Here is a 22,026-nt window from a genome sequence, read left to right as displayed (position 1 = left end):
TAAACGCCGGAACAGGTTATCGCGTCGTTCCGTGTTTCAAATGAAGCTGATCAATGAACAAACCATTTAAATATCTTAAGGCATATGGCTGTTAAATCGCGCTTGTGGGGGCAACATAACGGGCTGGATGTTTATCTTTTCAAAATTGAAAACGAAACAGGAGCGTACGTTGAACTAACCAATTACGGCGCGGCCATTGTATCAGTTGTTGTGCCCGACAGCCAGCAGCAAATGGAAAACGTGGTAGTTGGCTTTCCCGAATTAAAAGGTTACCTGGCCGATACCTGTTATATCGGTTCAACCATAGGGCGTTATGCCAATCGCATCAGCGGGGCAAAATTCAGTTTGGATGGAGAAGTTTATCAGCTTGATGCCAATGATGGCAGGAACACCAACCATGGCGGCAAAAGTGGTTTTAATTACCGGGCATTTGAATCCGAAACGATAGATAACGGTGTAGTGATGACCCTCACCAGCCCCGATGGCGACGGCGGCTACCCCGGTAAACTCGGGTTGAGTGTAACCTATACCTGGAACGCTGATAACGAATTACTGATAACCTATCAAGCCAATACTGATAAAACAACGATAGCCAACTTTACCAACCACGCTTATTTTAATTTATCGGCTTTTAAAAGCAAGATCTATAATCACCGGCTTAGGATATTATCTGGATATATAGTAGATGCTCACCAGGATTATACCCCGAGCGGCGCTATCGTTCCTGCAAAAGAAAAGGCGTTTAACAACAATCGCTTAAGTGAGAAATTTAAAATAGATGAGACCCAGATAGAAGGCCTTAACCTGTTTTACATTATCGATACCGAGGCAGGGGAAAACGCGCTGGCCTATGCCGCTTTATTAACCGATGAAACCTCTGGTCGTACCTTAAAGGTTTACACCGATTACCCCGGTGTATTCCTGTACACCGGCGATTATCTGAGCAGTACCAAATCAACGCATACCGGCAGGGGCGCCGGGCCGTTTGATGCGCTTTGCCTGGAGTGCCAGCATTACCCGGATAGTATTAACCATTCCAATTTTCCACAGGCCATTTTACGGCCGGGCGATGTTTATCACCAGCGTATTTTATACCAGTTCGGCACGATATGAAAAAGTATACCCTGATCTTTTCGGTACTATCGGTTTTCGCGCTAAGCGCTTCGGCGCAAACCTATACGGTAAAATCGCCGGATCATAATCTGAGGCTGGTGCTGAATGTAAAGGATAGTATTACCTATGCCGTTAGCTATAAAAATACCCAGCTAATTTCGCCGTCCGTTATCGGCCTAAAGCTTGATAATGCCGCTATTGGTGCAGGTGCTAAGGTTTTAAGCGCTAAACCATCTACTGTAAATAAAATCATCCGCCCATTATATGGCAAGGATGCTGTGTTAACTGATAATTATAACGAACTGGCTATCAGTTTTACGGGTAATTATAAATTATTGCTTCGTGCTTATAATGAAGGTGTAGCTTACCGCTTTGTGACCGGCCTGAAAGATTCAGTAAAAGTAATGAGCGAACAGGCCGGTTTTAACCTGAAAGGAGATCCCGGCGCGACCATAGCCGAAACCGATAATTACACGGCCTGGGAACTGGCTTATCATCAATATAAATCAATTGACGAAATTAAGGCAGATAAGCACGCCATTACCCCGGCCTTGTACAGCTACAAAAATGGTGTAAAACTGGTAATTGCCGAGGCCGATCTGTTTGATTATCCCGGCATGTACATAAAGAAAAAAGGCGGCAACATGATAGGCGAGTGGGCAGCTTACCCGGCGACGACCAAAATGGGCAGCTGGGGCAATTTTGTATCGGTAGTAACCTCGCGCGAAAACTACATTGCCAAAGAACCCGGAACAAAGGAATATCCCTGGCGCGTGATCATTGCTACGGATGATGATAAGACTTTACTGAACAACCAGCTGATTTACAAACTGTCCAAGCCGTCGGTATTGGAAAATACTTCATGGATAAAACCGGGCAAAGCAGCCTGGGAGTGGTGGCACGACGCCATTTTGCCGGGCGCGCCGATCCCCTCGGGTATGCAAAACCGAAGTACGCAGTTGTATAATTTTTACACCGATTTCGCCGCCAAAAATCATTTGGAGTACATGATGATTGATGCCGGCTGGAGTGATAATTATGATGTGAAGAAACCGCTTAAACGCACCGATATCCGCGCCGTAATTCAGCATGCCAATGAAAAGCATGTGGGCGTTTTTGTTTGGTGTGTTGCCGCGCCGTTATTAAAAGATCTGGATGCTAACCTGGATTACCTGAAAGAGATCGGCGCGGTTGGCATTAAAGTTGATTTTTTTGACAGGGACGATCAACTGGCTATTAAACAGCTGCAAACCATTGCCGAAGGCGCAGCCAAACGGCACTTGATGGTTGATTTTCATGGCTGTTCCAAGCCAACAGGCTTGCAGCGTACTTATCCCAACATTGTTAACTACGAGGCGGTACGCGGGCAGGAATGTTCGAAATGGGATTTGACTGCCAACCCGGTACATCATACCACTTTCCCTTTTATCAGGATGTTGGGCGGTCCGCTGGATTATACGCCCGGATCGATGCGCAATAAATCGAAAGAAACTTTTAAACCGATAGCCGAAGGTTTGCCATCTACGCAAGGCACCCGGTGTCATGAACTGGCCATGTTTGTAATATTCGATCAGCCCCTGGCCGTGTTCTGCGATTCGCCTACGGAGTACGAAAAGTATCCGGTTATCGAACAATACCTATCGGCTATACCGACGGTGTTTGATGAAACCAAACCGCTTGCTGCCAAACTTGGCGAATACATCGCGTTAGCAAAAAGAAAAGGTAACGACTGGTACATAGGTGCCATGACCAACTGGGATGCAAGGGATATTAACGTTGATTTCTCCTTTTTACCAGTCGGTGCAACCTACACCGCCGACCTGTACACCGATGCCGCCGATGCCGATAAAAACGCCGGGAAATATGAACATAAAACCATCATCGTAAACCGTTCAACCCAACTGAATTTGAAACTGGCGCCCGGTGGTGGTGCGGTAGTACACCTGAGAAAGAGGTGAAAGGCAAAAGGTTAAAGGCAAAAGGTGCGGAAGTGAAAGCCGAAGGCGGAACCCGTTTTTAATAATATATATAGCCTCACCTAAATCCTCTCTAAAGGAGAGGCTTTTAAGAAAAAAGGAACTCCCTCTCCTTTGGAGAGGGTTGGGGTGAAGCTAATTTAAAGTAGATTTATAAGAGAAGAAGCTAACCATTATAAAATGATCACTGATTTAAAACAAGAAGTAAAGTTTAACAGCGGCTATATCATAGGCATTTCCTTTATATCGGCGCTGGGGGGCTACCTGTTCGGCTTTGATTTTGCCGTGATATCGGGCGCGCTGCCATTCCTTCGTAAAGAGTTCGCGCTCGATCCTGTTTGGGAAGGTTTCCTGACCGGTTCGCTGGCCCTGGGTTGTATTGTGGGCTGTATCATCGCCGGTCGCATCGCCGAAAAATATGGCCGCAAACCGGGATTGATGGTGGCGGCTTTCATTTTCGCGGTATCGTCTATCGGTATCGCATTTTCAACCGGGCTTACTTATTTCCTCGTATTGCGTTTCGCGGCGGGGATAGGGGTAGGAATGGCCTCAATGCTGTGCCCCATGTACATTGCCGAGATCTCGCCGGCGCAGGTGCGTGGCCGTAATGTGGCCATTAACCAGCTTACGGTGGTATTGGGCATACTGATCACCAATCTGTGCAACTACTTTTTAGCCGACACCGGTGATAATGCCTGGCGATGGATGTTTGGTTTGGGTACGGTACCTGCGGCGGTTTTCCTTTTGGGTGTAATTGCTTTGCCCGAAAGCCCCCGCTGGCTGATCAAGGCCGGTCGCGCTGATGAGGCTGAAAAGGTGCTTCACAAAATCGGTTCGGAAGGTTTTGTTACTTCAACGCAGGAGGCTATCGAAAAATCATTAAAGGGCAGTGCAGGCAAAGAATCGTATCGGGCGGTATTTGAAAAAGCCGTTCGTCCTGCCGTATTAGTGGGTATTACGCTTGCGGTGTTCCAACAGTTTTGCGGTATCAATGTGGTGTTCAATTATACATCAACCATATTTGCCTCGGTGGGTTCGAGTTTAAACCAGCAGCTTTTTGAAACCGTTTCTATCGGTATCGTTAACCTGGTGTTTACCCTGCTGGCGATGTGGCAGGTGGATAAATTGGGTCGCAAGCCTTTGATGCTGATCGGTTCGTTAGGATTATCAATACTGTACATTGTACTGGCTTACCTGTTGCAAAATCAGCTCTCAGCTAAACTGGTATCCATATTTGTGTTGCTGGCCATCAGCACCTACGCGCTATCCTTAGCCCCGATAACCTGGGTTTTAATTGCCGAAATTTTCCCGAACAAGATCCGCAGCGCGGCGTCAACTGTAGCCATTGTATCACTTTGGGGTGCATACTTTGTGTTGGTATTTACCTTCCCCATCCTGGCTAAAGTACTGGGTACGTACGGGCCGTTTTACATGTATGCGGGCATCTGTTTCCTCGGCTTTTTGTTCGTGCTGAAAAAAGTGAAGGAAACCAAAGGTCAAACCCTCGAAGAGTTAGAAGACAATTTAATAAGACATTAATAATAACCATTAGCTAAAATGAACGATTTGTATGTAAACGTTTGGGAAGAAAAAGTAACTATCCCAACTTACGGCATAGGTAAGCCCGATAAAAATCCCATGTTTTTTGAAAAGCGCGTTTACCAGGGCAGCAGCGGCAAGGTTTATCCTAACCCTGTTATCGAAAAAATTTACGACGAAAAAGAAGATAAAGAATACACCGGCCTGTACCTCGAGAACAAATACCTGAAGGTACTGATCCTGCCCGAACTGGGTGGCCGCATCCAGATGGCTTATGACAAGATCAAGCAACGCCATTTTATTTACTACAACCAGGTAATTAAACCCGCGCTGGTAGGCCTGACCGGTCCGTGGATCTCGGGCGGTATCGAGTTTAACTGGCCGCAGCACCACCGCCCAAGTACTTTCGAGCCGGTAGATTATAAAATTGAAGAAAATGCCGACGGCAGCAAAACCGTATTGGTGAACGAGGTTGAGCGTATGTTCCACACCAAAGGTATGGCCGGTTTTACCCTGCACCCGGATAAGGCTTACATTGAAATAAAAGCCAAACTATACAACCGTTCGGCCCTGCCGCAAACCTTTTTATGGTGGGCAAACCCGGCCGTAAAGGTAAATGACGATTACCAATCGGTTTTTCCGCCCGATGTGAACGCCGTGTTTGATCATGGTAAGCGCGATGTATCTACATTCCCGATAGCCACCGGTACGTATTATAAAGTTGATTACTCGCCGGGTACTGATATCTCAAGATATAAAAATATCCCGGTGCCAACATCGTACATGGCCATCAATTCTAACTATGATTTTGTAGGCGGATATGAGCATGATAGCCAGGCAGGTTTACTGCACGTAGCCAACCACCACGTATCCCCCGGAAAAAAGCAATGGACCTGGGGCCACAGCGATTTCGGCCTGGCCTGGGACAGGAACCTGACCGACGAGGATGGCCCATACATCGAACTCATGACCGGTATGTTTACCGATAACCAGCCCGATTTTACCTGGTTGATGCCGCACGAGGAAAAGCATTTTACGCAATACTTTATGCCATACCGCGAGCTTGGCGTAATTAAAAATGCAACCAAAGATATTTTGCTGGCCTTAGATTATACCGATGGCAAGCTGCTGCTGAAAGTTTACGTAACCGGCGAGCAAAACAACCTCAACATCAAACTGCAGCACGACGGCAAGGTATTGCTGAGCGAAAAAGTTTGCATTGTTCCTGAAAAGGTTTTTGAAAGGGAGATTGCGGTTAAGAATATCGATGAAAACCTTTTACTGCTTACCGTAAATTCAGAAACGGGCAAAGAGCTGATTAAATACGATGCTGCCGGTAACAAGCTCAATAACATCCCCGAAGCTGCCAAACCGGCTTTATCGCCTGGTGATACTGAAAATAACGAGCAATTGTTTTTAACCGGCCAGCACCTGGAGCAATATCGACATGCAACCTACAGCCCGGTACCTTATTACGAAGAAGCGATCCGCCGCGACCCGAAAGATATCCGCAATAACAATGCTTTAGGTTTATGGTATTTACGCCGCGGCCAGTTTGCCAAAAGCGAGCCTTACTTCCGCCGGGCGGTTGAAACAATTACCCAGCGCAACCCGAACCCTTACGATAGCGAGTGCTATTATAATTTAGGTTTGGCCCTCAAATTCCAGGGCAAAAAAGAGGAAGCCTATAAAGCCTTTTACAAAGCCACGTGGAGCAACGCCTGGAAAGACAGCGGTTACTTCTCGGTAGCACAAATCGATCTTGAAAACGGCGATTACGAACTGGCGCTTGACCACGCGCTATCATCATTAGACAGGAATGCCAATAACAGTAAAGCCTACGTTTTGCGTTCGGCGGCCTTCCGCAAACTGAACAGGAACGAAGAGGCTGTTGAAGTAGCTGCATCGGCCGTAAAACGCGATCCTTTCAATTTAGGTGCTTTGTTCGAACTTAGCCTGGCTTATAAAGCCTTAGGTCAGGATGAGAAAGCTGCCTCAAGCTTTGAGCAATTGGTAACCCTATCACGTGGCTATTATCAAAACTACATCGAGTACGCCTTGGATTATGCCAATGCTGGTTTATTTGATGAAGCTTCAAGCTTACTAAGCAATGCTGTTACAGGCGATACCACCAGCCCGATGGTATACTATTATCTTGGCTATTTTGCTTGCAAGTTTGGCAATAATGGGCAGGCCCTGCAATACTTTAAACTCGCCCCGGCAGCCGACTCCTACCTGTGTTTCCCTGATCGTTTGGAGGATATCAGTGTGTTGAAACTGGCATCAACCTTAAATCCCGCCGATGCCAAAGCGCCATACTATTTAGGCAACCTGTTTTATGATAAACTGCAATACGATGACGCTATTGCCGCCTGGGAAACATCGGCACAACTGGATGATCAATTCCCAACCCTGTTCAGGAATTTGGGTATCGCTTACTACAACAAACGTAACGATCCGGCCAAAGCCTTAATCTGCTTTGAAAAAGCTTTTGAACTGGATAAAACCGATGCCCGGGTATTGATGGAGCTTGATCAGCTTTATAAAAAACTGAATTATACTGCCGAAGCCCGTTTGGCGTTCATTGAGGCTAACCTGGAAACAGCCAAACTGCGCGATGACGTTTATTTAGAGCGGGCCACCCTGTACAATTTTATAGGTGAACACCAAACTGCTTTTGATCAGATCATGCAACACACTTTCCACCCCTGGGAGGGCGGCGAAGGTAAAGCTTCAGGTCAATATGTTGCCGCTTTGGTTGAATTAGCTAAGCAAAATATTAATGACGGCAAATATCACGAGGCTATTGATAAACTAACCCAGGCCCAGACTTACCCGCATAATTTAGGCGAGGGCAAACTGTTCGGCACGCAGGAAAATGACATTTTTTACTGGTTGGGAAAAGCTTATGAAGGCCTGCAGGAAAGGGAGAAGGCTGCCTTGTATTTTGACAAGGCAAGTACCGGTTTGGAAGACCCAACCGCGGCTGTTTTTTACAACGATCAGCAGCCGGATAAGATCTTTTACCAGGGTTTGGCTAAAAAATGTCTTGGTGACAGTACATCGGCAGAGCGGATCTTCAAAAAACTGCTTAAATATGGTATAGAGCACATGGATGATAACGTAAAAATTGATTACTTTGCCGTCTCGCTGCCAAATCTGCTCATTTTTGAGGACGACCTGAAGGTAAGGAACCAGGTGCATTGCCACTTTTTACAAGGCCTTGGATACCTTGGCCTGCATGATACGGAACGTGCGCAAAAAGCCTTTGCCGAAGTGTTGAAACTTGATGCCGGGCATTTTGGAGCGAGAATACATCAAAACATGATAAACCAAATTACCGAAGTAGCCGGTTAAACCAAAACTTACACGTGAGAACTACTCAAAACAAAACTTTACCACTGGTCCTGCTTTTTGCAGGCTCCATGCTGTTTGCCGGTAGGGCGGCAGCGCAGGATGTAACCATCCCTGTAGAAACACAACACAACGCCATTGTACTGCAAACAGATGCCGAAAAGCACCTGAACATGGTGTACCTGGGCACTAAACTGGCCAACAGCGCCGAGTATGCCCGTATCTCCAAAATGTACAGACAGGCCGATGATTCGGGCGTGCAGAATGATGTTTATACCCCATCAGGCTCTGCGAGCCTTGGCGAGCCTGCTATTACCGTTACCCATGCCGATGGCAATAAATCGCTGAACTTGGTTTATGTAAACCATACCGTAAGCAAGGTGAGCGATGATGTTTCATTACTGGTGGTTACGATGAAAGATCCGGTGTATGATTTTGAGGTAAAGCTTTATTATAAAACCTATTATAAGGAGGATGTTACCGAGCAATGGTCGGTAATTAAGCATAACGAAAAGGGTGTTGTTACCCTGAACAAATACGCATCAGCCAATTTAAACCTGAAGGGCAACACTCCGGGCGGTTTTTGGCTGAAACAGTACCATGGCAACTGGGCTATGGAAGTACAGCCCGAAGAAGCCCGTTTAACGCATGGTATTAAAACTATCGATAGCAAACTGGGCACCCGTGCCAACCTGTACGAACATTCAATGTTTGCCATATCAATGGATAAACCTGCTACTGAAGATGAAGGTAAGGTGCTTTACGGCGCGTTGGAATGGTCGGGTAATTTCAGGGTCGACTTTGAGCTGGACGTGGCTAACAACCTCAAAATTATTGCCGGTATCAATAACGCGGCTTCCGAGTATCATTTAAAGCCGGGTGTTGAGTTTACTACGCCTGCTTTCCTGTACACTTATTCGGATCATGGTAAAGGCGATGCCAGTCGTAAACTGCAAAGCTGGGCGCGTCAGTATAAAATTGTTGATGGTAACGGTTCAAGGCTTACGCTACTCAACAACTGGGAATCTACCTATTTTGATTTTAACGAGAGCAAGCTTGCCGGTTTGTTAAAAGATACCAAGAAATTAGGGGTCGATCTGTTTTTGTTGGATGACGGCTGGTTTGGTAACAATCACCCGCGCAACGGCGATAACGCCGGTTTGGGCGATTGGCAGGAGAACAAACAAAAGCTGCCAAACGGGATCAGCTCCCTGGTAAAAGAAGCGCAGGCCAACGGTGTAAAATTCGGGATCTGGATTGAGCCGGAAATGGTTAATCCGGCCAGCGATCTGTATAAAGCCCATCCTGATTGGGTGATCAAACAGCCAAACCGCCCCGAAAAATACTTCCGTAACCAGTTGGTGCTTGATTTGGCCAACCCTAAAGTGCAGGATTTTGTATTCGGTGTGGTTGATAACCTGTTCACCAAAAATCCCGACCTTGCTTATATTAAGTGGGATTGTAACGCGGTAATTTATAACGCTTACTCGGCTTACCTGAAAAAAGACCAGTCGCACATCTACGTTGATTATGTGAATGGTTTATATAATGTACTGAAACGCGTACGAGCCAAATACCCCAAGGTGCCGTTAATGCTTTGCTCGGGCGGTGGCGGCCGTGTTGATTATGGCGCACTGCAGTACTTTACCGAGTACTGGCCAAGTGACAATACCGATCCGTTGGAGCGTGTGTTTATCCAGTGGGAATATTCGTTCTTTTACCCGGCTATCACCAGTTCAAACCACGTAACCGATTGGGGCAAACAACCTATCAAATACCGTGTGGATGTGGCGATGATGGGTAAATTGGGCTTCGATATCGTGATCGGTAAACTAAGCGAAGATGAACTGGCCTTCTGCCAATCGGCCCTAAAAAACTATGATGGTTTGAAGGACGCTATCTGGCACGGCGACCAGTACCGCTTAGCCTCACCATGGGATAACGACGTGGCATCTATCATGTATGTAAACACCGATAAATCAAAAGCGGTAATGTTTAATTACTTGGTGAATAACCGCTATGGTTCGGGTACCAAAGTTCCGGTGCGTTTAAAAGGCCTGGATCCGAATAAAAAATACCGTGTAAAAGAGATCAATATTTTCCCGGGCAGGGGTTCTGTATTGGGTAATGATGATCAGACGTTTACCGGCGATTTCCTGATGAACGTTGGTATTAATCCGAAAACCAACGCCTCCCATACCAGTGTTGTATTGCAGTTGGAAGCTATTTAATTAAAGCTTTATAAAACATAAAAGGGAACGGCTTGCTGTTCCCTTTTATGTTTTATAGACTGACTGGTTGAAGTTTAGCGATAGCGTAACTTCGACCTATACTGTGTTAACTTTCAGCTTAACTTTATAGCAAGTTATAGCAAGCAAGACCACGGAAGCAGAATGCTTCCAATAGATTAGGACGAAATTACGCTGCCGCTAAACTTCGACCGGTAATAAGATATGACATCGCCATTTTGTCATCCTGAGGAACGAAGGATCTTCTTCGCCCTGTATAGCCGCCATGCACATCGCAGAAGATCCTTCGCTATCACTCAGGATGACAACGTGCTTTGAAACATATCATGTGTAGTTGCTACCTCAACTTCACCGTCATATCAAAATGGTCAACCCTGCCTGCACCCAAAGGTAGCTTGCTGCATGCCGAATAAAACATATAATCCTTATCCGCATCAATACCGGGCAGCAGTTTGTTAATCACCTTCCTGATCTTCATATTTTCGGCTTTTACGGCATTAGTATCGGCAATGCTCACTTTAGTTGTGTAGTAAACTACCGGGAACCAACCGTGGCTGTTTTTTTGGTTGCCTATCCTGAAAATCTTTGGCTGGCTGGCCACATCATCAATAGTAAGCGGGAAACGATAATGCGTAGCCGTAGCTTCGGCTGCTTCCTGAAAGATTTTGCCCGCGTCGGCATCGTGTGTGTATTGCCAGTAATCGTTCGGGGCGTTGCATTGCAGCGAGAGCTCGGCCGCCAGACGGGCATCGGCGTACTGCGTTTTGTCGAACTTCTGTCTGGCAACAGTGTAAAGTTCGGGTGCTGTTTTTCCGTTTATTTTGTAAGTGTTGCTATTTAATGAAGCTAATTTCCAGCCGTAGTTGTATTTGGCATACATGGCGGTGACCATCTCCTGGTTTGGTAAATTTTTATCTTTAGGTAAAAACAACGCGAAATACATTTCGTGTTCAATACCGTTATAAATAAGGCGGTAGCTGTTTATACCAGCTGAAGTATTTTCCACCGTATCAGAAGTGCGATGCCTGTTAATTACATAAAATTCGTCGTAAAGTTCATAATCGGCAGTTTTGGCTGTATTGCCAACTATTTCAATCCGGCGCAGGTTGGAGCGGTCATCCAGCATATCCTTTGATTCAAGGTTGCTGATGTCGTCGGTATTATTGCTCTTCAGGTCGTGAAGTAATTGTTCATTCAATTTGTGGAAGTCGTCACGTTTACCACCCGGAATCTGGTCATTACGCCATGAGCCTGATTGTTTAACGCAGCTTTGTAATGCAGCGGCCAATAAAAAGCCGCTCAATAGTTTGATTGTGTTAGGGTATAGGGTTTTCATATCGGTTGTAATAATAGCAAAAAGATCACAAAATTACGAGTTGGGAGATATTGACTGAACAGTGATCCTTAATTTAAAAGTTATGAAAAGCACCTGTTAATGATGGGTTCAAAAAAATACTAAACTGCAAAGTGTTTAAAGCTTAATAATCATTACTGATCAGATTGTCGCAAATACACCTCCTGTTTGTCGCTTACTAAACTTCTGCTTGTGCTGTATTTTGATGAAATTTGATCCAAAGCCAACAATCAAACCATGGAAAATTCAACCGGCAACACCGGAGTTGTCACCATAAAGGAAACTCAAAAAGTACTTGAGGTAAAATGCGCTGTTATCAACGGAACAACCCTTGAGCAGGTAATGATGAACAATGCCAGTTTCCGGGATGTGTGTATGACCAACCTGAAAATTGAAGATGCTAATCTTAGCGACCTCGAAATACAATATGCCCAGCTTGGCGGGGCATACATTCATGATATCGGCATGCCGCCCGAGGGGCATCCTGCTTATGACCCCGATGTGAAACAGCGTCCGCTTAAATTTGAAAACTGCTACCTGGCAGGCAGCACCATAACCAATTGTAACCTGGTTGATGTTGAAATTTCAGATTGTAATTTGACGGGAATGAAAATTAATGGAGTAGACGTAAACGAATTACTGAGGATTTATGAGTTGAATAAGTAAGATCTATCTAATTAAAGCTCAGCCCCGCCCAATCGGTGGGGCTTTTTATTTTTTGTGGAATAATTTTATTTTTTATAGTACTATGTATTGTATAGTACTGTGTTTAATATTACCTTTGTTTCTATCAAAGGTTAAAATAATTATCAAAAAAATAAACACCATGAAAACGTTAGGATATGTACTGGTATTAATTGGCATTATTGCCTTGTTAGATGGTTGCCACATAGGCGGAAGGCATACCGTAATAGTTGAAAATAACAACGGTAAGGAGCGAAGAATAGAATACCACGGTCACGCTTATTTTACGCCGGATAGTACGGCGGTCGCCAGGATTTCGCCCAACGGAATGATGAGCTATAAAAACGGCGATCTGGAAATTGAGGCCGAAAGCGACGAGGCCGGCAAAGTTGCCTACCGGTTTAACGGCGGCGAAAAGCATACTGATCTGGATAATGCTGAAAAACTATCCTTAGCCCTGGCGGTGAGGGATATGATGAAGGCGGGGCATAGTAATAAGTAAAATAGTCGTAAAGCTCCCGGTAGCTGTCCGATGTTAAAGACCTCAGATAGCTACCGGGAATTTTATATACAACCTGACACAATGGCTGCGGTAAACATAGCGGTTATAAAACTGCTTATTTCACCCGTACATAAACGCTGCTAAAACCATCGGCTATAAAAATATCATCAAAAAAAAGGCTATCATGCCTAACCACATAAGCCACCGGCGACAAGTTGCTATCTATTTTAAGCAAATCAACCGTCTGCGTTGGTGTATATTTATAATTTTTGTTAATATGATACTTTGCTTGTTTAAGCAGTTTACCATTCCGGTAATCTTTAAATACGCTATCGGCCCCAAATTCAAAACGGTAGATATATCCGCTACTCTCGGGTGTAACAGTAGTGCCGCCAATACCTCCTACTGATTTTACCCAGCGCCAGCTACCAATAATGTTTGGGTTACCGGGGCCCGGGTTATTATTTTTGGTACATGCACCGATGGCGCACGATAATGCCGAGATGAGGATTAAAGTTATTCTTTTCATAATGATCGGTTTATATTATGCTTTACGATACGGAACGCCGCTTTGATACAGCGGGTTATAAAATTATTTAACCCGGGGCGCTTTGATGTTCAGCAAATTTCTTTGTATCATTAAAGCATGATTATTGTAATACAATGCCAGGATAAGGTTGGGCTCGTGGCTGCCATTTCATCTACATTGGCCAAGCACCTGCTTAATATAGTTTCCATGCGCGAGCATGTTGATCATAACGAAAATATTTTTTTTACCCGCCTGGATGTGGGGGATGGTGATATTGCCGGTGTTGAGGAATCGTTACGTAAAATCCTGCCTGAGGGGGCCTACATCGCTGTAAATCCTGAGCCCGTAAAAAAGGTAGTGGTGCTGGCTACTAAAGAGTATCATTGTTTAAGCGATATTTTGATCAGGAACCACTTCGGCACCCTGGGGGCCAGTGTGCAGTGTGTAATTGCCAATCATGATAAACTGCAAAACATCTGTGAGCGCTTTGATATACCGTTCTTTTGCATCAGCCACGAAAGTGCGGATAAAGCCGCGTTTGAGGAAAATATCATCGGAACCATAAAAAAATACACGCCCGACTACGTAGTGCTGGCTAAATATATGCGTATCCTGTCGCCGCGGTTTGTGGCCGAATTCCCGATGAAGATCATCAATATCCATCATTCTTTTTTACCCGCGTTTATAGGAGCAAACCCCTATAAGCAGGCCTTTGAGCGGGGAGTAAAGCTGATCGGCGCTACCGCGCATTATGTATCCGACGAGTTGGACGAAGGCCCCATCATCGCGCAGCAAATTGTACCGGTAAATCACTCGTATAGCTGGAAAGATATGGTGAAGGCCGGCCAGGAAGTAGAAACCGCTGTGCTGGCCAAAGCAATGAAACTTGTTTTTGAAGACAGGGTGTTTGTGCACAAAAATAAAACGGTGGTATTTGAGTAAGCCGGTTTATTTCTCCATCAATGATAATGGTGGATCAGAAACCTGACCCACCATACCAGAGATTTAGTTGATTGATTAACTAAAGATTGTTGTACGCTCACTGCACAATAAGTGTTGCAATTGAATGCGGCAGCGCGGTGGTGTTGGCAGCTTTTCCTTTTATCCAAAGGCTGTAATCTATCTTCTCGTCGGTTTTGTTCATTACCACCACAGCAACCGAGCCATCAGGGTTTTGATAAGCTGTGGTTAACAGTTTATCGCGGCTGGCCACGGCGCTGATGCGTTTGGCGCCGGGATGAATATATTTAGAAAAATGACCTATGTAATAGTAGGAACTGGTATAGATCAGGTTGCCGTTGCGCAAATCGGCATGTATGGGCGCAAAGCAGAAGTTACCCACATGGTTCGGTCCGCCTTTTTCATCAAGCAAAACGTTCCAGTCGGTCCAGGCTACTGTACCGGCGTTAAAATCATTGATCATCGATAAGCCGTAACGTTCGCCAAGCGACCAATCGTTGATTTTATTAAAATCGAATTTTTCAATACAGCCCTCGGTAAATATTAGGTTTTTAGCCGGGAATGATTCGTGGGTGCGTCTGGTAGCCTCAAAATTCTGGCCTGCACCGGTCCATGTTTCATACCAGTGGAAACCGATACCCCAGATGTATTTGGCAGCAGCCGGATCTTCCAGAATGGTGCTGGCGCGCTGGTAAAGCAAATCGCGGTTATGGTCCCAAACAATCAGTTTTTTGCTGGCTAAGCCTTGCTTTTGCAGGGTTGGGCCTAAAAAGTTTTTTACAAAATCGCGCTCTTCTTCGGCAGTGTACATACACGATTCCCAGCTTTGTTTAGCCATAGGTTCGTTTTGAACCGAAAGGCCCCAGATAGGTACGCCTTCTTTTTCGTAGGCTTTAATGAATTTTACATAAAAGTTTGCCCAGCTTTGGTCAAACTCTTTTTTAAGCTTGCCGCCATGCAGTACATCATTGTTATCTTTCATGAAAGCCGGAGGGCTCCATGGGGATACAAAAAGGGTTAGCTTACCGCCTGCTGCCGCGGTTGCTGCTTTGATAAAAGGGATGCGATAGGTTTTATCGTGGCTGATGTCGAAGGTTTTTAAGTCCTTATCACCTGGTTTTACATAACTGTAGCTTTCGCTCGAAAAATCGCAGCTTTGGATAGGGGTACGACCGAAAGCATAGCCGATACCTTTAGTTTTATCATAATAAGCGGTTAAAAATTCCTTTTGCTTATCCTTTGATAGTTTGGCAAAGGTTTCGGCCGAAGCATCGGTTAGCGCGCCGCCTATACCGATCATGGTTTGGAACGTTTTTGCCGGATCAACAAAAATGGCCACTTCCGTTTCGGCAGGTTGTGGTTTGGAGGCAAACTTCAAAGTTTCTGTTTCTTTGAACTTATAACCGGCGTTTTGCTCGGATACAATCACCTTAACAGATTTGTTGGCTACTGAATAAGGTGCTTTGCTTTGCGCGCAGGCAAAGCCCGCCCTCAATAATCCGCCTGCAACTAAACAGGCAATTAAATACTTTTTTTGCATGGTTTAAATAAATAGGCTTTCCGGTTTGGTTTCAGCCTTGACTATGGCTAACCGGAGTTTTCAAATTTATTAAACTTAATTAAAAAAAAGCAAAAAGCATCACATTAATTACCGGCCTAATTGCGCCTTTTAGCAAAACGATACGCTTCGATACCAAACTTTTATAGTTTATTAATATTTTGATTTTCAGTAATTTATTTCAAAATTCCTGATTGTTTTTACCTTTGTTTTGATACGCCGAATCGCAATGAAAATAATAGTGTATTTATTACACCCCATTTATTGTTTTTGGGCCTTGATCCCGTCCTCAATTCGCAAGCTTTCTTTGTGTATGGCGTTCATGAGTTCGGTGATAAAAGTAGCCGAAAGCCCTTCCTGTTTTCCGGCTTCAATTGCTTTTTCCAAAACCTGTTTAAAACGGTCGGCCTGCAGTGCCGGTATATTGTTTTTTGCTTTGTAAAGGCCTATTTCTTTCACCACGCTTTCGCGTTCGCCCAGCAGTGCGATAAGTTTTTTATCAATAGAATCAATTTTTGTCCGGTTAATTTGCAGCGGATTGGCGGTAACGCCCTGGTTGCCGGGAGCTGATTGTGCATTGGCCGAACCGTAGCTGAACAAACAAACGATTGATAATACAAAAACACGGTTAGGTAATTTCATAAGTTGATTTTTTAAGGGCAAATTTAGTAAGATAACCTGTTGGCAAACGGATTGTTTTGAACTGAGGTGTACAGGTTTTAAAGCAATGTTGGTAATTTTTGAACGCATTTAAGCTGATTACGATATCGTATTTAAATAATGTTTGATACCGGCTTATCCTGTGCTTTGCGCGTTATCCACCATCGTAAAAATGTGCTAACTTCGCGGCATGTATAAGCTCATCAAACCCATCCTGTTTAAATTCGATCCCGAAAATGTACACTACTTTGTTACCCGAAACCTCAAGCGTTTTAATCGTTTTCCGGGTGGTAAAGCTTTGAGCAAGGCGATATGGGATGTGGAAAGCCCTAAGCTGGAGCGTGAGGTTTTCGGCCTTAAGTTCAGGAACCCGGTAGGCCTGGCCGCGGGTTTTGATAAAAATGCCGAGATGATGGGCGAGATGGCTAACCTGGGGTTTGGTTTTGTGGAGATCGGTACCGTTACGCCACTGCCGCAACCCGGTAATGATAAACCCCGCATGTTTCGCCTGCCGCAGGATAGCGCGCTGATTAACAGGATGGGGTTCAATAATTTTGGCGTTGATGTGGCTGCCGGGCGGATTGCTGCTTTCAGGCGCGACCCGAAAAACGCCAATAAAAACCTGATCATCGGTGGTAACATCGGCAAGAATAAAATAACCCCCAATGAGGATGCCGTAAGCGATTACATTAAATGCTTTGACCGTTTGTTTGATGTGGTTGATTATTTTGTGGTAAATGTAAGCTCGCCAAATACGCCCGGTTTACGCGCATTACAAGAGAAAGGCCCGCTGATGGAGATCCTGAACACCCTGCAGCAACGCAATAATAAAAATGGCATCAGCAGGCCGATCCTCCTGAAAATAGCTCCTGACTTAACCGATTCACAACTGGATGATATTGTGGAAATTGTACAGGAAACGAAAATTGCCGGAGTTATAGCAACCAACACCACCATCAGCCGCGACAACCTTGCGTCTCCGTCAAAATTAAAAGATGAGATGGGCGGGTTGAGCGGTAAGCCGGTAACCAAACGTTCAACCGAAGTAATTCGTTACCTGCATCAAAAATCAAACGGATCGTTCCCGATTGTTGGGGTGGGCGGAATCCATTCGGCAGAAGATGCTTTGGAGAAGTTGGAAGCCGGCGCTTCGCTGGTGCAGTTGTATACCGGGTTTATTTATGAAGGGCCGGGGTTGATAGGCCGGATCAATAAGGCGTTATTGTCTAAATAAATATTTTACGTTATTGCTTCATTACCAGGCGAGAAGCAATAACATAAAGGATCGGAACTGTGTACTTTCCCCGTTTTCGTGAGATTGCTTTGTGCCTCGCGGCGAACTGTGTAGCCCGATTTTATCCAATAAAAAGTCCTGCCGGAAACCGGCAGGACCTCAATTTTTTCTTCTTGAAAGAAGGGAGATTATTTACCCAATGCGATTTCTAAAGCTGCATTGTTTTTAGCGATCTGGCTGTTTTTTTTCTCAGCAGAACGGCTTCCGTATTCAAGGTTAGTAGCCAGTTTCAGGAACTGAACTTCTAAACGTGAGAAAGTTTTGTTTCTCCTATCTTTTCTTTTTAAACGAGTAACGCCCATTGTCTTTTATTTTAATTTTTTTAACCCTGAGGTCGGAAGCGGATTCGAACCGCTGTAAAAGGTTTTGCAGACCTCTGCCTAGCCACTCGGCCATCCGACCCTCTTTTTAAGGACTGCAAAGATAGTAATTATTTTCAGCCAGCAAATTTATTTCAATGAATTTCGCTTAATTTCTGAACAAAGTATGGCCGTAGCTATCGCAACATTTAATGATTCGGCATGGCCAACGCGCGGAATGGTTACTTTTTTACTGATAAGCGCCTGTATCTTGGGTCTTAAACCGTTGCCCTCATTGCCCATAACCAGCAGGCCCTCGCTGCCAAAATTTGTGGCATACATGTTTTCGCCATCAAGCATAGCCCCGTAAACAGGAAGGTTTATTTTGGGAAGGGTAGTAGCCAGATCAGTATAGTGCACATTTACCCTGGCCAGCGAACCCATGGTGGCCTGCACAACCTTAGGGTTGTAAACGTCAACGGTATCCTCCGAGCAAATGATGTTTGTTATGCCAAACCAGTCGGCTGTACGGATAATAGTGCCCATATTGCCGGGGTCCTGCACACCGTCAAGCACCAGCGAAAATCTGTTTTTTAGCGTATTATAATTTAAAGCGGGCCAAACCGGCATTTTTACCAAACCAATTACCTCCTGCGGGGTTTTCAAACTGCTGATCTTTTCAAGGTCGGTCAATGAAATCTCCTGAAAGTTTATTTTTCGGGATAAATTCAGCATTTTTGGAGCAATTGCAGGGGTATGATAAATGGTATCCACCTGGTAGGCAGTGTTTACAAACTCGACAACCGATTTGTAGCCTTCAACCAGGAACAAGCCATGCTCTTTGCGAAATTTTTTATGTTGTAAGGATTTTAATAAACTGATCTGTGATTTTGAAAGCATATACCAAGCCTGTTGTTTACCGCCTTACAATATTAAGTATTTTACTGGTGATAATAGGTTCGGGTTGCAGCATAACGCGCGGCATCCGTAAAGACCAGGCGCTTGTACGCAAAATCACCATCAAAGGTATTGATAAGGAATTTGCCGAAGCCGCTGTAAATTATGTAGATAAAGAACAACAGCCCAACAATAAGCTTAACCTGCAGCTTTATTACATGTTTAGCAAAAAAGGTAAGCGTGATATTGGCGAAGCCCCGGCCATTTTAGATAGCGGCCTGGTTGAATATTCGCGTTTTCAGATAGAAAAATATATCCAGAGCAAGGGCTATCTTAAAGCTAAGGTTACAGATAGCGTTGTTATAAAAAAGCAAAAGGCTGAGTTGATTTTCATTGCCCGGGAAGGGCCTATGTTCCGCATCCGCAAATTTACCGACAGCATTGCCGACGATAACCTGAGAAGTTTATATAACCTCCACCGAAACAGGATGACTCATATTCAACCGGGCGGACGTTTTGATACGGATAGCCTGGCGCATGACAGGGATGAGTTTTATGTGCTTGCCAAACGAGATGGTTTTTTTGACTTTTACCGTCAATACATCAATTTTACTTATGATTCTACTTTTAACAATAGTGTGGTTGATGTGAAAATGATTATTGATAATCCTCCGGGGAAAAATCATCATACCGTTTATTATATAAATAATACGCTCATTACCATCGCTAACAGTTATGGCCGTACCACCGGTAAGGTTGATACGATACAGGCCGATTCGCAGTTTAAGTTTGTTGATTACTCCAAACGATTTTCGCCGCGGGTGGTTACCGATTTTGTGTTTCAGAAAAAAAATCAGCGTTATAATATCGATCTGCAAACTACTACAACCGCGCGCCTATCCGAGTTGAATGTTTTCAGGAACGTGCCTAACCCCACTTATCAAAAAGTAAGCGACAGTTCAGACCGGCTAAATTCGAGGATAGATATAGTGCCTCTAAAACGTATGAGCGACCGTGTAGAGGGAGAGGTGTTATTTAGCGGCGGGCGTTTCGGTTATAATGTCGGCAACACTTTTACCGACAGAAATCTTTTCAAGCAGGCTGCCATACTACAGTTAAAGGCAAACTGGAGTATCCTTTTTGACAATGGTAATAATGTTGGCACTGATCATAGCAGTATCCAGAACCAGGAGCTAAGGCTCGGCGCACAGCTTACTTACCCGCGTTTGCTGCTCCCGTTTAAGTTTCCGTTGTTAGGTAAATTTGCTGTACCGCACACTACCTTCTCATCAAACTATTCATTGTTTTATCAGAAAGATTTGGTTAAACGCGAGAGTTTTATTAATTCGCTTACTTACGATTTTTCAGAAACAACCAAAAAAACGCACATTATTACCCCTATCAGTATCGAATTTTCGCGGGGTGTAATTGATCCTATAGCAAGAGATACCCTTCTTGCTAAAAATCGTTATTCGTACGTTTATCTAATCGGCCGTACCACGTTTACAACAGGCAGCCAGTACACATTTCAAGTTAATGCGGCCAAGTTGAGCGGATACGAAGACTTTACTTATTTTCGAAGTAGCCTGGATATAGGAGGTAATTTTCTTAACCTGCTCGCCAACATGACTAACGCGCCTAAGGATTCGTTAGGGCAGCGAAAGCTTTTTGGCTACACATTTTCGCAATACACCAAAGTAGAACTTGATTTGCGCTTTTATCGAAACTTTGGTAACGAACGCCAGTTTATTTTACGGTTTAATCCTGGTTTAGGGGTACCTTATGGTAACAGTAACCAATTAATATTTGAAAAAAACTTTTATACCGGTGGGGCAAATGATATCCGGGCATGGCTCCCGCGTACGCTTGGGCCAGGGCAGTTTAACAGAGCCGCTTACTATGGGAGTGATTTTAATACCCGTAACCGCCTAAAATACCTTGATCAGTTTGGAGAGGTGAAATTTGTGACCAACGCTGAGTACCGCTATAAAGTAGCTGATAACTTTTTTGGCGCAAAGCTGAAAGGAGCCTTCTTTTTAGATGCAGGTAACGTATGGCGCTTACACAAGCAGGCCGATAACCCCAACGGCGAATTTAAGCTGAACAACCTTTGGCAATCTACCGCCATGGGTATTGGTACTGGTTTAAGGTTCGATCTTAGTTTCTTCGTTTTCAGGCTGGATGCAGCATTTAAATTTAAGGATCCGCAATTTAGTGGCAGTGATCAATGGGTACTACTTAACCACGCCGGCGAACTATTTAGGACAGGCACATTTAAAGCCAATTACAAAGCAACCAATGGCGAAGATTACAACTTTATGCAGTTGAACTTTGGTATTGGAATGCCGTTTTAATTTATTGGTGAAAGGATAAAGGCAAAAGATATTTCCAGCATTGCATGGGAGAATATTGAAGGGTTTATTCATTTATAAAGATTGCAGCTACCTTTAACCTTTTGCCTTTCAGCTTTAACCTTAAAAAGCTTTCTGCTCTACTCTAAAACATATTCTTCAAACCATCAATAATGCTCTCGAAGAATGTTGGAATGCTTAAACCGTTATGATAGTTGAAATACAGGAAGATACAGAATATAACTACAGCTATAATGATAAACCGCTTAAACATGTAGGCCAGCAACACCAGCAGCAGGGGGATGGCTACCAGCAATACCCAACTGATATGTAAGGGGCTGAGTTTGCTATCGTGTTTATAAATGTAGTATAATATGGCATGTGTGCCGCTATCGTTCATGTGTTTGGCATACAAAAAGCTTGAGCGGTCAAGCTTGTGTCGATAAAACGCCGTGCCCTTATCAAATTTTAATTCTTCGGTAAAGCCGTTCATTACAAAGGTAAATACCCCGTTTACGTTTTCCTGGATCACCCCCGCGGTGTCTGTAGCTACTACGGCTACCTCGTCCACAGCAAAAGGGTTTTCTTTAATTACGAAATGATTAATGGCCACTTTATCCGCGAAGGCAAAACTGTGGGCCGCCGCTATCAAACAAAAAATAAGCAGAAGTTTTTTCATGGGTATGATAAAAAGATCTTTATCTGTG

17 protein-coding genes and 1 tRNA gene are annotated in these 22,026 nt (G+C 44.4%); 10 read left to right on the top strand and 8 right to left on the bottom strand.

The window, feature by feature from the left end; translation table 11 throughout:
• The first annotated feature begins 84 nt into the window (after positions 1-84).
• From LX99_RS04705 to LX99_RS04685, 5 genes are all read left to right on the top strand, one after another.
• The gene (locus tag LX99_RS04705) at positions 85-1,113 is read left to right on the top strand and encodes an aldose epimerase family protein (protein WP_109606781.1); all 1,029 of its coding nucleotides are present in this window, start codon (positions 85-87) and stop codon (positions 1,111-1,113) included.
• Positions 1,110-3,071: a glycoside hydrolase family 97 protein gene (locus LX99_RS04700; protein ID WP_109606780.1), complete on the top strand. Its 1,962-nt coding sequence runs from the start codon at positions 1,110-1,112 to the stop codon at positions 3,069-3,071. The genes LX99_RS04705 and LX99_RS04700 overlap by 4 nt, the downstream gene beginning before the upstream one ends.
• A gap of 198 nt (positions 3,072-3,269) precedes the next feature.
• Positions 3,270-4,628: a sugar porter family MFS transporter gene (locus LX99_RS04695; protein WP_109606779.1), complete on the top strand. Its 1,359-nt coding sequence runs from the start codon at positions 3,270-3,272 to the stop codon at positions 4,626-4,628.
• Between the two features lie 18 nt (positions 4,629-4,646).
• The gene (locus LX99_RS04690; RefSeq protein ID WP_109606778.1) at positions 4,647-7,985 is read left to right on the top strand and encodes a DUF5107 domain-containing protein; all 3,339 of its coding nucleotides are present in this window, start codon (positions 4,647-4,649) and stop codon (positions 7,983-7,985) included.
• A gap of 14 nt (positions 7,986-7,999) precedes the next feature.
• Positions 8,000-10,213, top strand: coding sequence for an alpha-galactosidase (locus LX99_RS04685; protein ID WP_245927842.1), 2,214 nt, complete (start codon positions 8,000-8,002; stop codon positions 10,211-10,213).
• Positions 10,214-10,568: 355 nt separating this feature from the next.
• On the opposite strand, the gene LX99_RS04680 is transcribed toward LX99_RS04685, so the two are convergent.
• Positions 10,569-11,567, bottom strand: a complete 999-nt coding sequence (locus LX99_RS04680; protein ID WP_109606776.1) for a hypothetical protein — start codon at positions 11,565-11,567, stop codon at positions 10,569-10,571.
• A 255-nt stretch (positions 11,568-11,822) separates the two neighbouring features.
• Between LX99_RS04680 and LX99_RS04675 the strand changes: the two genes are divergently transcribed.
• Together LX99_RS04675 and LX99_RS04670 are read left to right on the top strand one after the other, a co-directional pair.
• Positions 11,823-12,251, top strand: coding sequence for a pentapeptide repeat-containing protein (locus tag LX99_RS04675; protein WP_109606775.1), 429 nt, complete (start codon positions 11,823-11,825; stop codon positions 12,249-12,251).
• A 160-nt stretch (positions 12,252-12,411) separates the two neighbouring features.
• Positions 12,412-12,771, top strand: coding sequence for a hypothetical protein (locus tag LX99_RS04670; protein ID WP_146203061.1), 360 nt, complete (start codon positions 12,412-12,414; stop codon positions 12,769-12,771).
• A 115-nt stretch (positions 12,772-12,886) separates the two neighbouring features.
• On the opposite strand, the gene LX99_RS04665 is transcribed toward LX99_RS04670, so the two are convergent.
• Entirely contained in the window at positions 12,887-13,300 is a 414-nt protein-coding gene (locus tag LX99_RS04665; RefSeq protein ID WP_109606773.1) for a hypothetical protein, read from the bottom strand.
• A 117-nt stretch (positions 13,301-13,417) separates the two neighbouring features.
• Between LX99_RS04665 and purU the strand changes: the two genes are divergently transcribed.
• Entirely contained in the window at positions 13,418-14,242 is an 825-nt protein-coding gene (gene purU, locus LX99_RS04660) for a formyltetrahydrofolate deformylase (protein ID WP_022831940.1), read from the top strand.
• A 97-nt stretch (positions 14,243-14,339) separates the two neighbouring features.
• Here the strand turns inward: purU and LX99_RS04655 are convergent, their stop codons facing one another.
• Positions 14,340-15,800 (bottom strand): glycoside hydrolase family 30 protein, encoded by a 1,461-nt coding sequence (locus LX99_RS04655; protein WP_109606772.1) that lies wholly within the window; start codon positions 15,798-15,800, stop codon positions 14,340-14,342.
• A gap of 279 nt (positions 15,801-16,079) precedes the next feature.
• Positions 16,080-16,460 (bottom strand): chorismate mutase, encoded by a 381-nt coding sequence (locus LX99_RS04650; protein ID WP_170122629.1) that lies wholly within the window; start codon positions 16,458-16,460, stop codon positions 16,080-16,082.
• Between the two features lie 208 nt (positions 16,461-16,668).
• On the opposite strand from LX99_RS04650, the gene LX99_RS04645 reads away from it, so the two are divergent.
• Positions 16,669-17,712: a quinone-dependent dihydroorotate dehydrogenase gene (locus LX99_RS04645; protein WP_109606770.1), complete on the top strand. Its 1,044-nt coding sequence runs from the start codon at positions 16,669-16,671 to the stop codon at positions 17,710-17,712.
• A 188-nt stretch (positions 17,713-17,900) separates the two neighbouring features.
• On the opposite strand, the gene LX99_RS04640 is transcribed toward LX99_RS04645, so the two are convergent.
• From LX99_RS04640 to LX99_RS04630, 3 genes are all read right to left on the bottom strand, one after another.
• Positions 17,901-18,074, bottom strand: coding sequence for a hypothetical protein (locus LX99_RS04640; RefSeq protein WP_022831935.1), 174 nt, complete (start codon positions 18,072-18,074; stop codon positions 17,901-17,903).
• Between the two features lie 29 nt (positions 18,075-18,103).
• Positions 18,104-18,174, bottom strand: a tRNA-Cys gene (locus LX99_RS04635).
• A gap of 47 nt (positions 18,175-18,221) precedes the next feature.
• A complete protein-coding gene (locus LX99_RS04630) occupies positions 18,222-18,971 on the bottom strand; it encodes a TrmH family RNA methyltransferase (RefSeq protein WP_109606769.1) in 750 nt (249 codons plus the stop codon).
• On the opposite strand from LX99_RS04630, the gene tamL reads away from it, so the two are divergent.
• A complete protein-coding gene (gene tamL / locus LX99_RS04625) occupies positions 18,962-21,322 on the top strand; it encodes a translocation and assembly module lipoprotein TamL (protein WP_109606768.1) in 2,361 nt (786 codons plus the stop codon). The two genes, LX99_RS04630 and tamL, sit on opposite strands and share 10 nt — an antisense overlap.
• A gap of 142 nt (positions 21,323-21,464) precedes the next feature.
• Here the strand turns inward: tamL and LX99_RS04620 are convergent, their stop codons facing one another.
• Entirely contained in the window at positions 21,465-21,998 is a 534-nt protein-coding gene (locus LX99_RS04620) for a hypothetical protein (RefSeq protein ID WP_022830107.1), read from the bottom strand.
• Between the last annotated feature and the right edge of the window lie 28 nt (positions 21,999-22,026).

Source organism: Mucilaginibacter oryzae, from assembly GCF_003148845.1.
Classification (GTDB): domain Bacteria; phylum Bacteroidota; class Bacteroidia; order Sphingobacteriales; family Sphingobacteriaceae; genus Mucilaginibacter; species Mucilaginibacter oryzae.
This window is presented reverse-complemented; position numbering and strand designations above follow the sequence as displayed.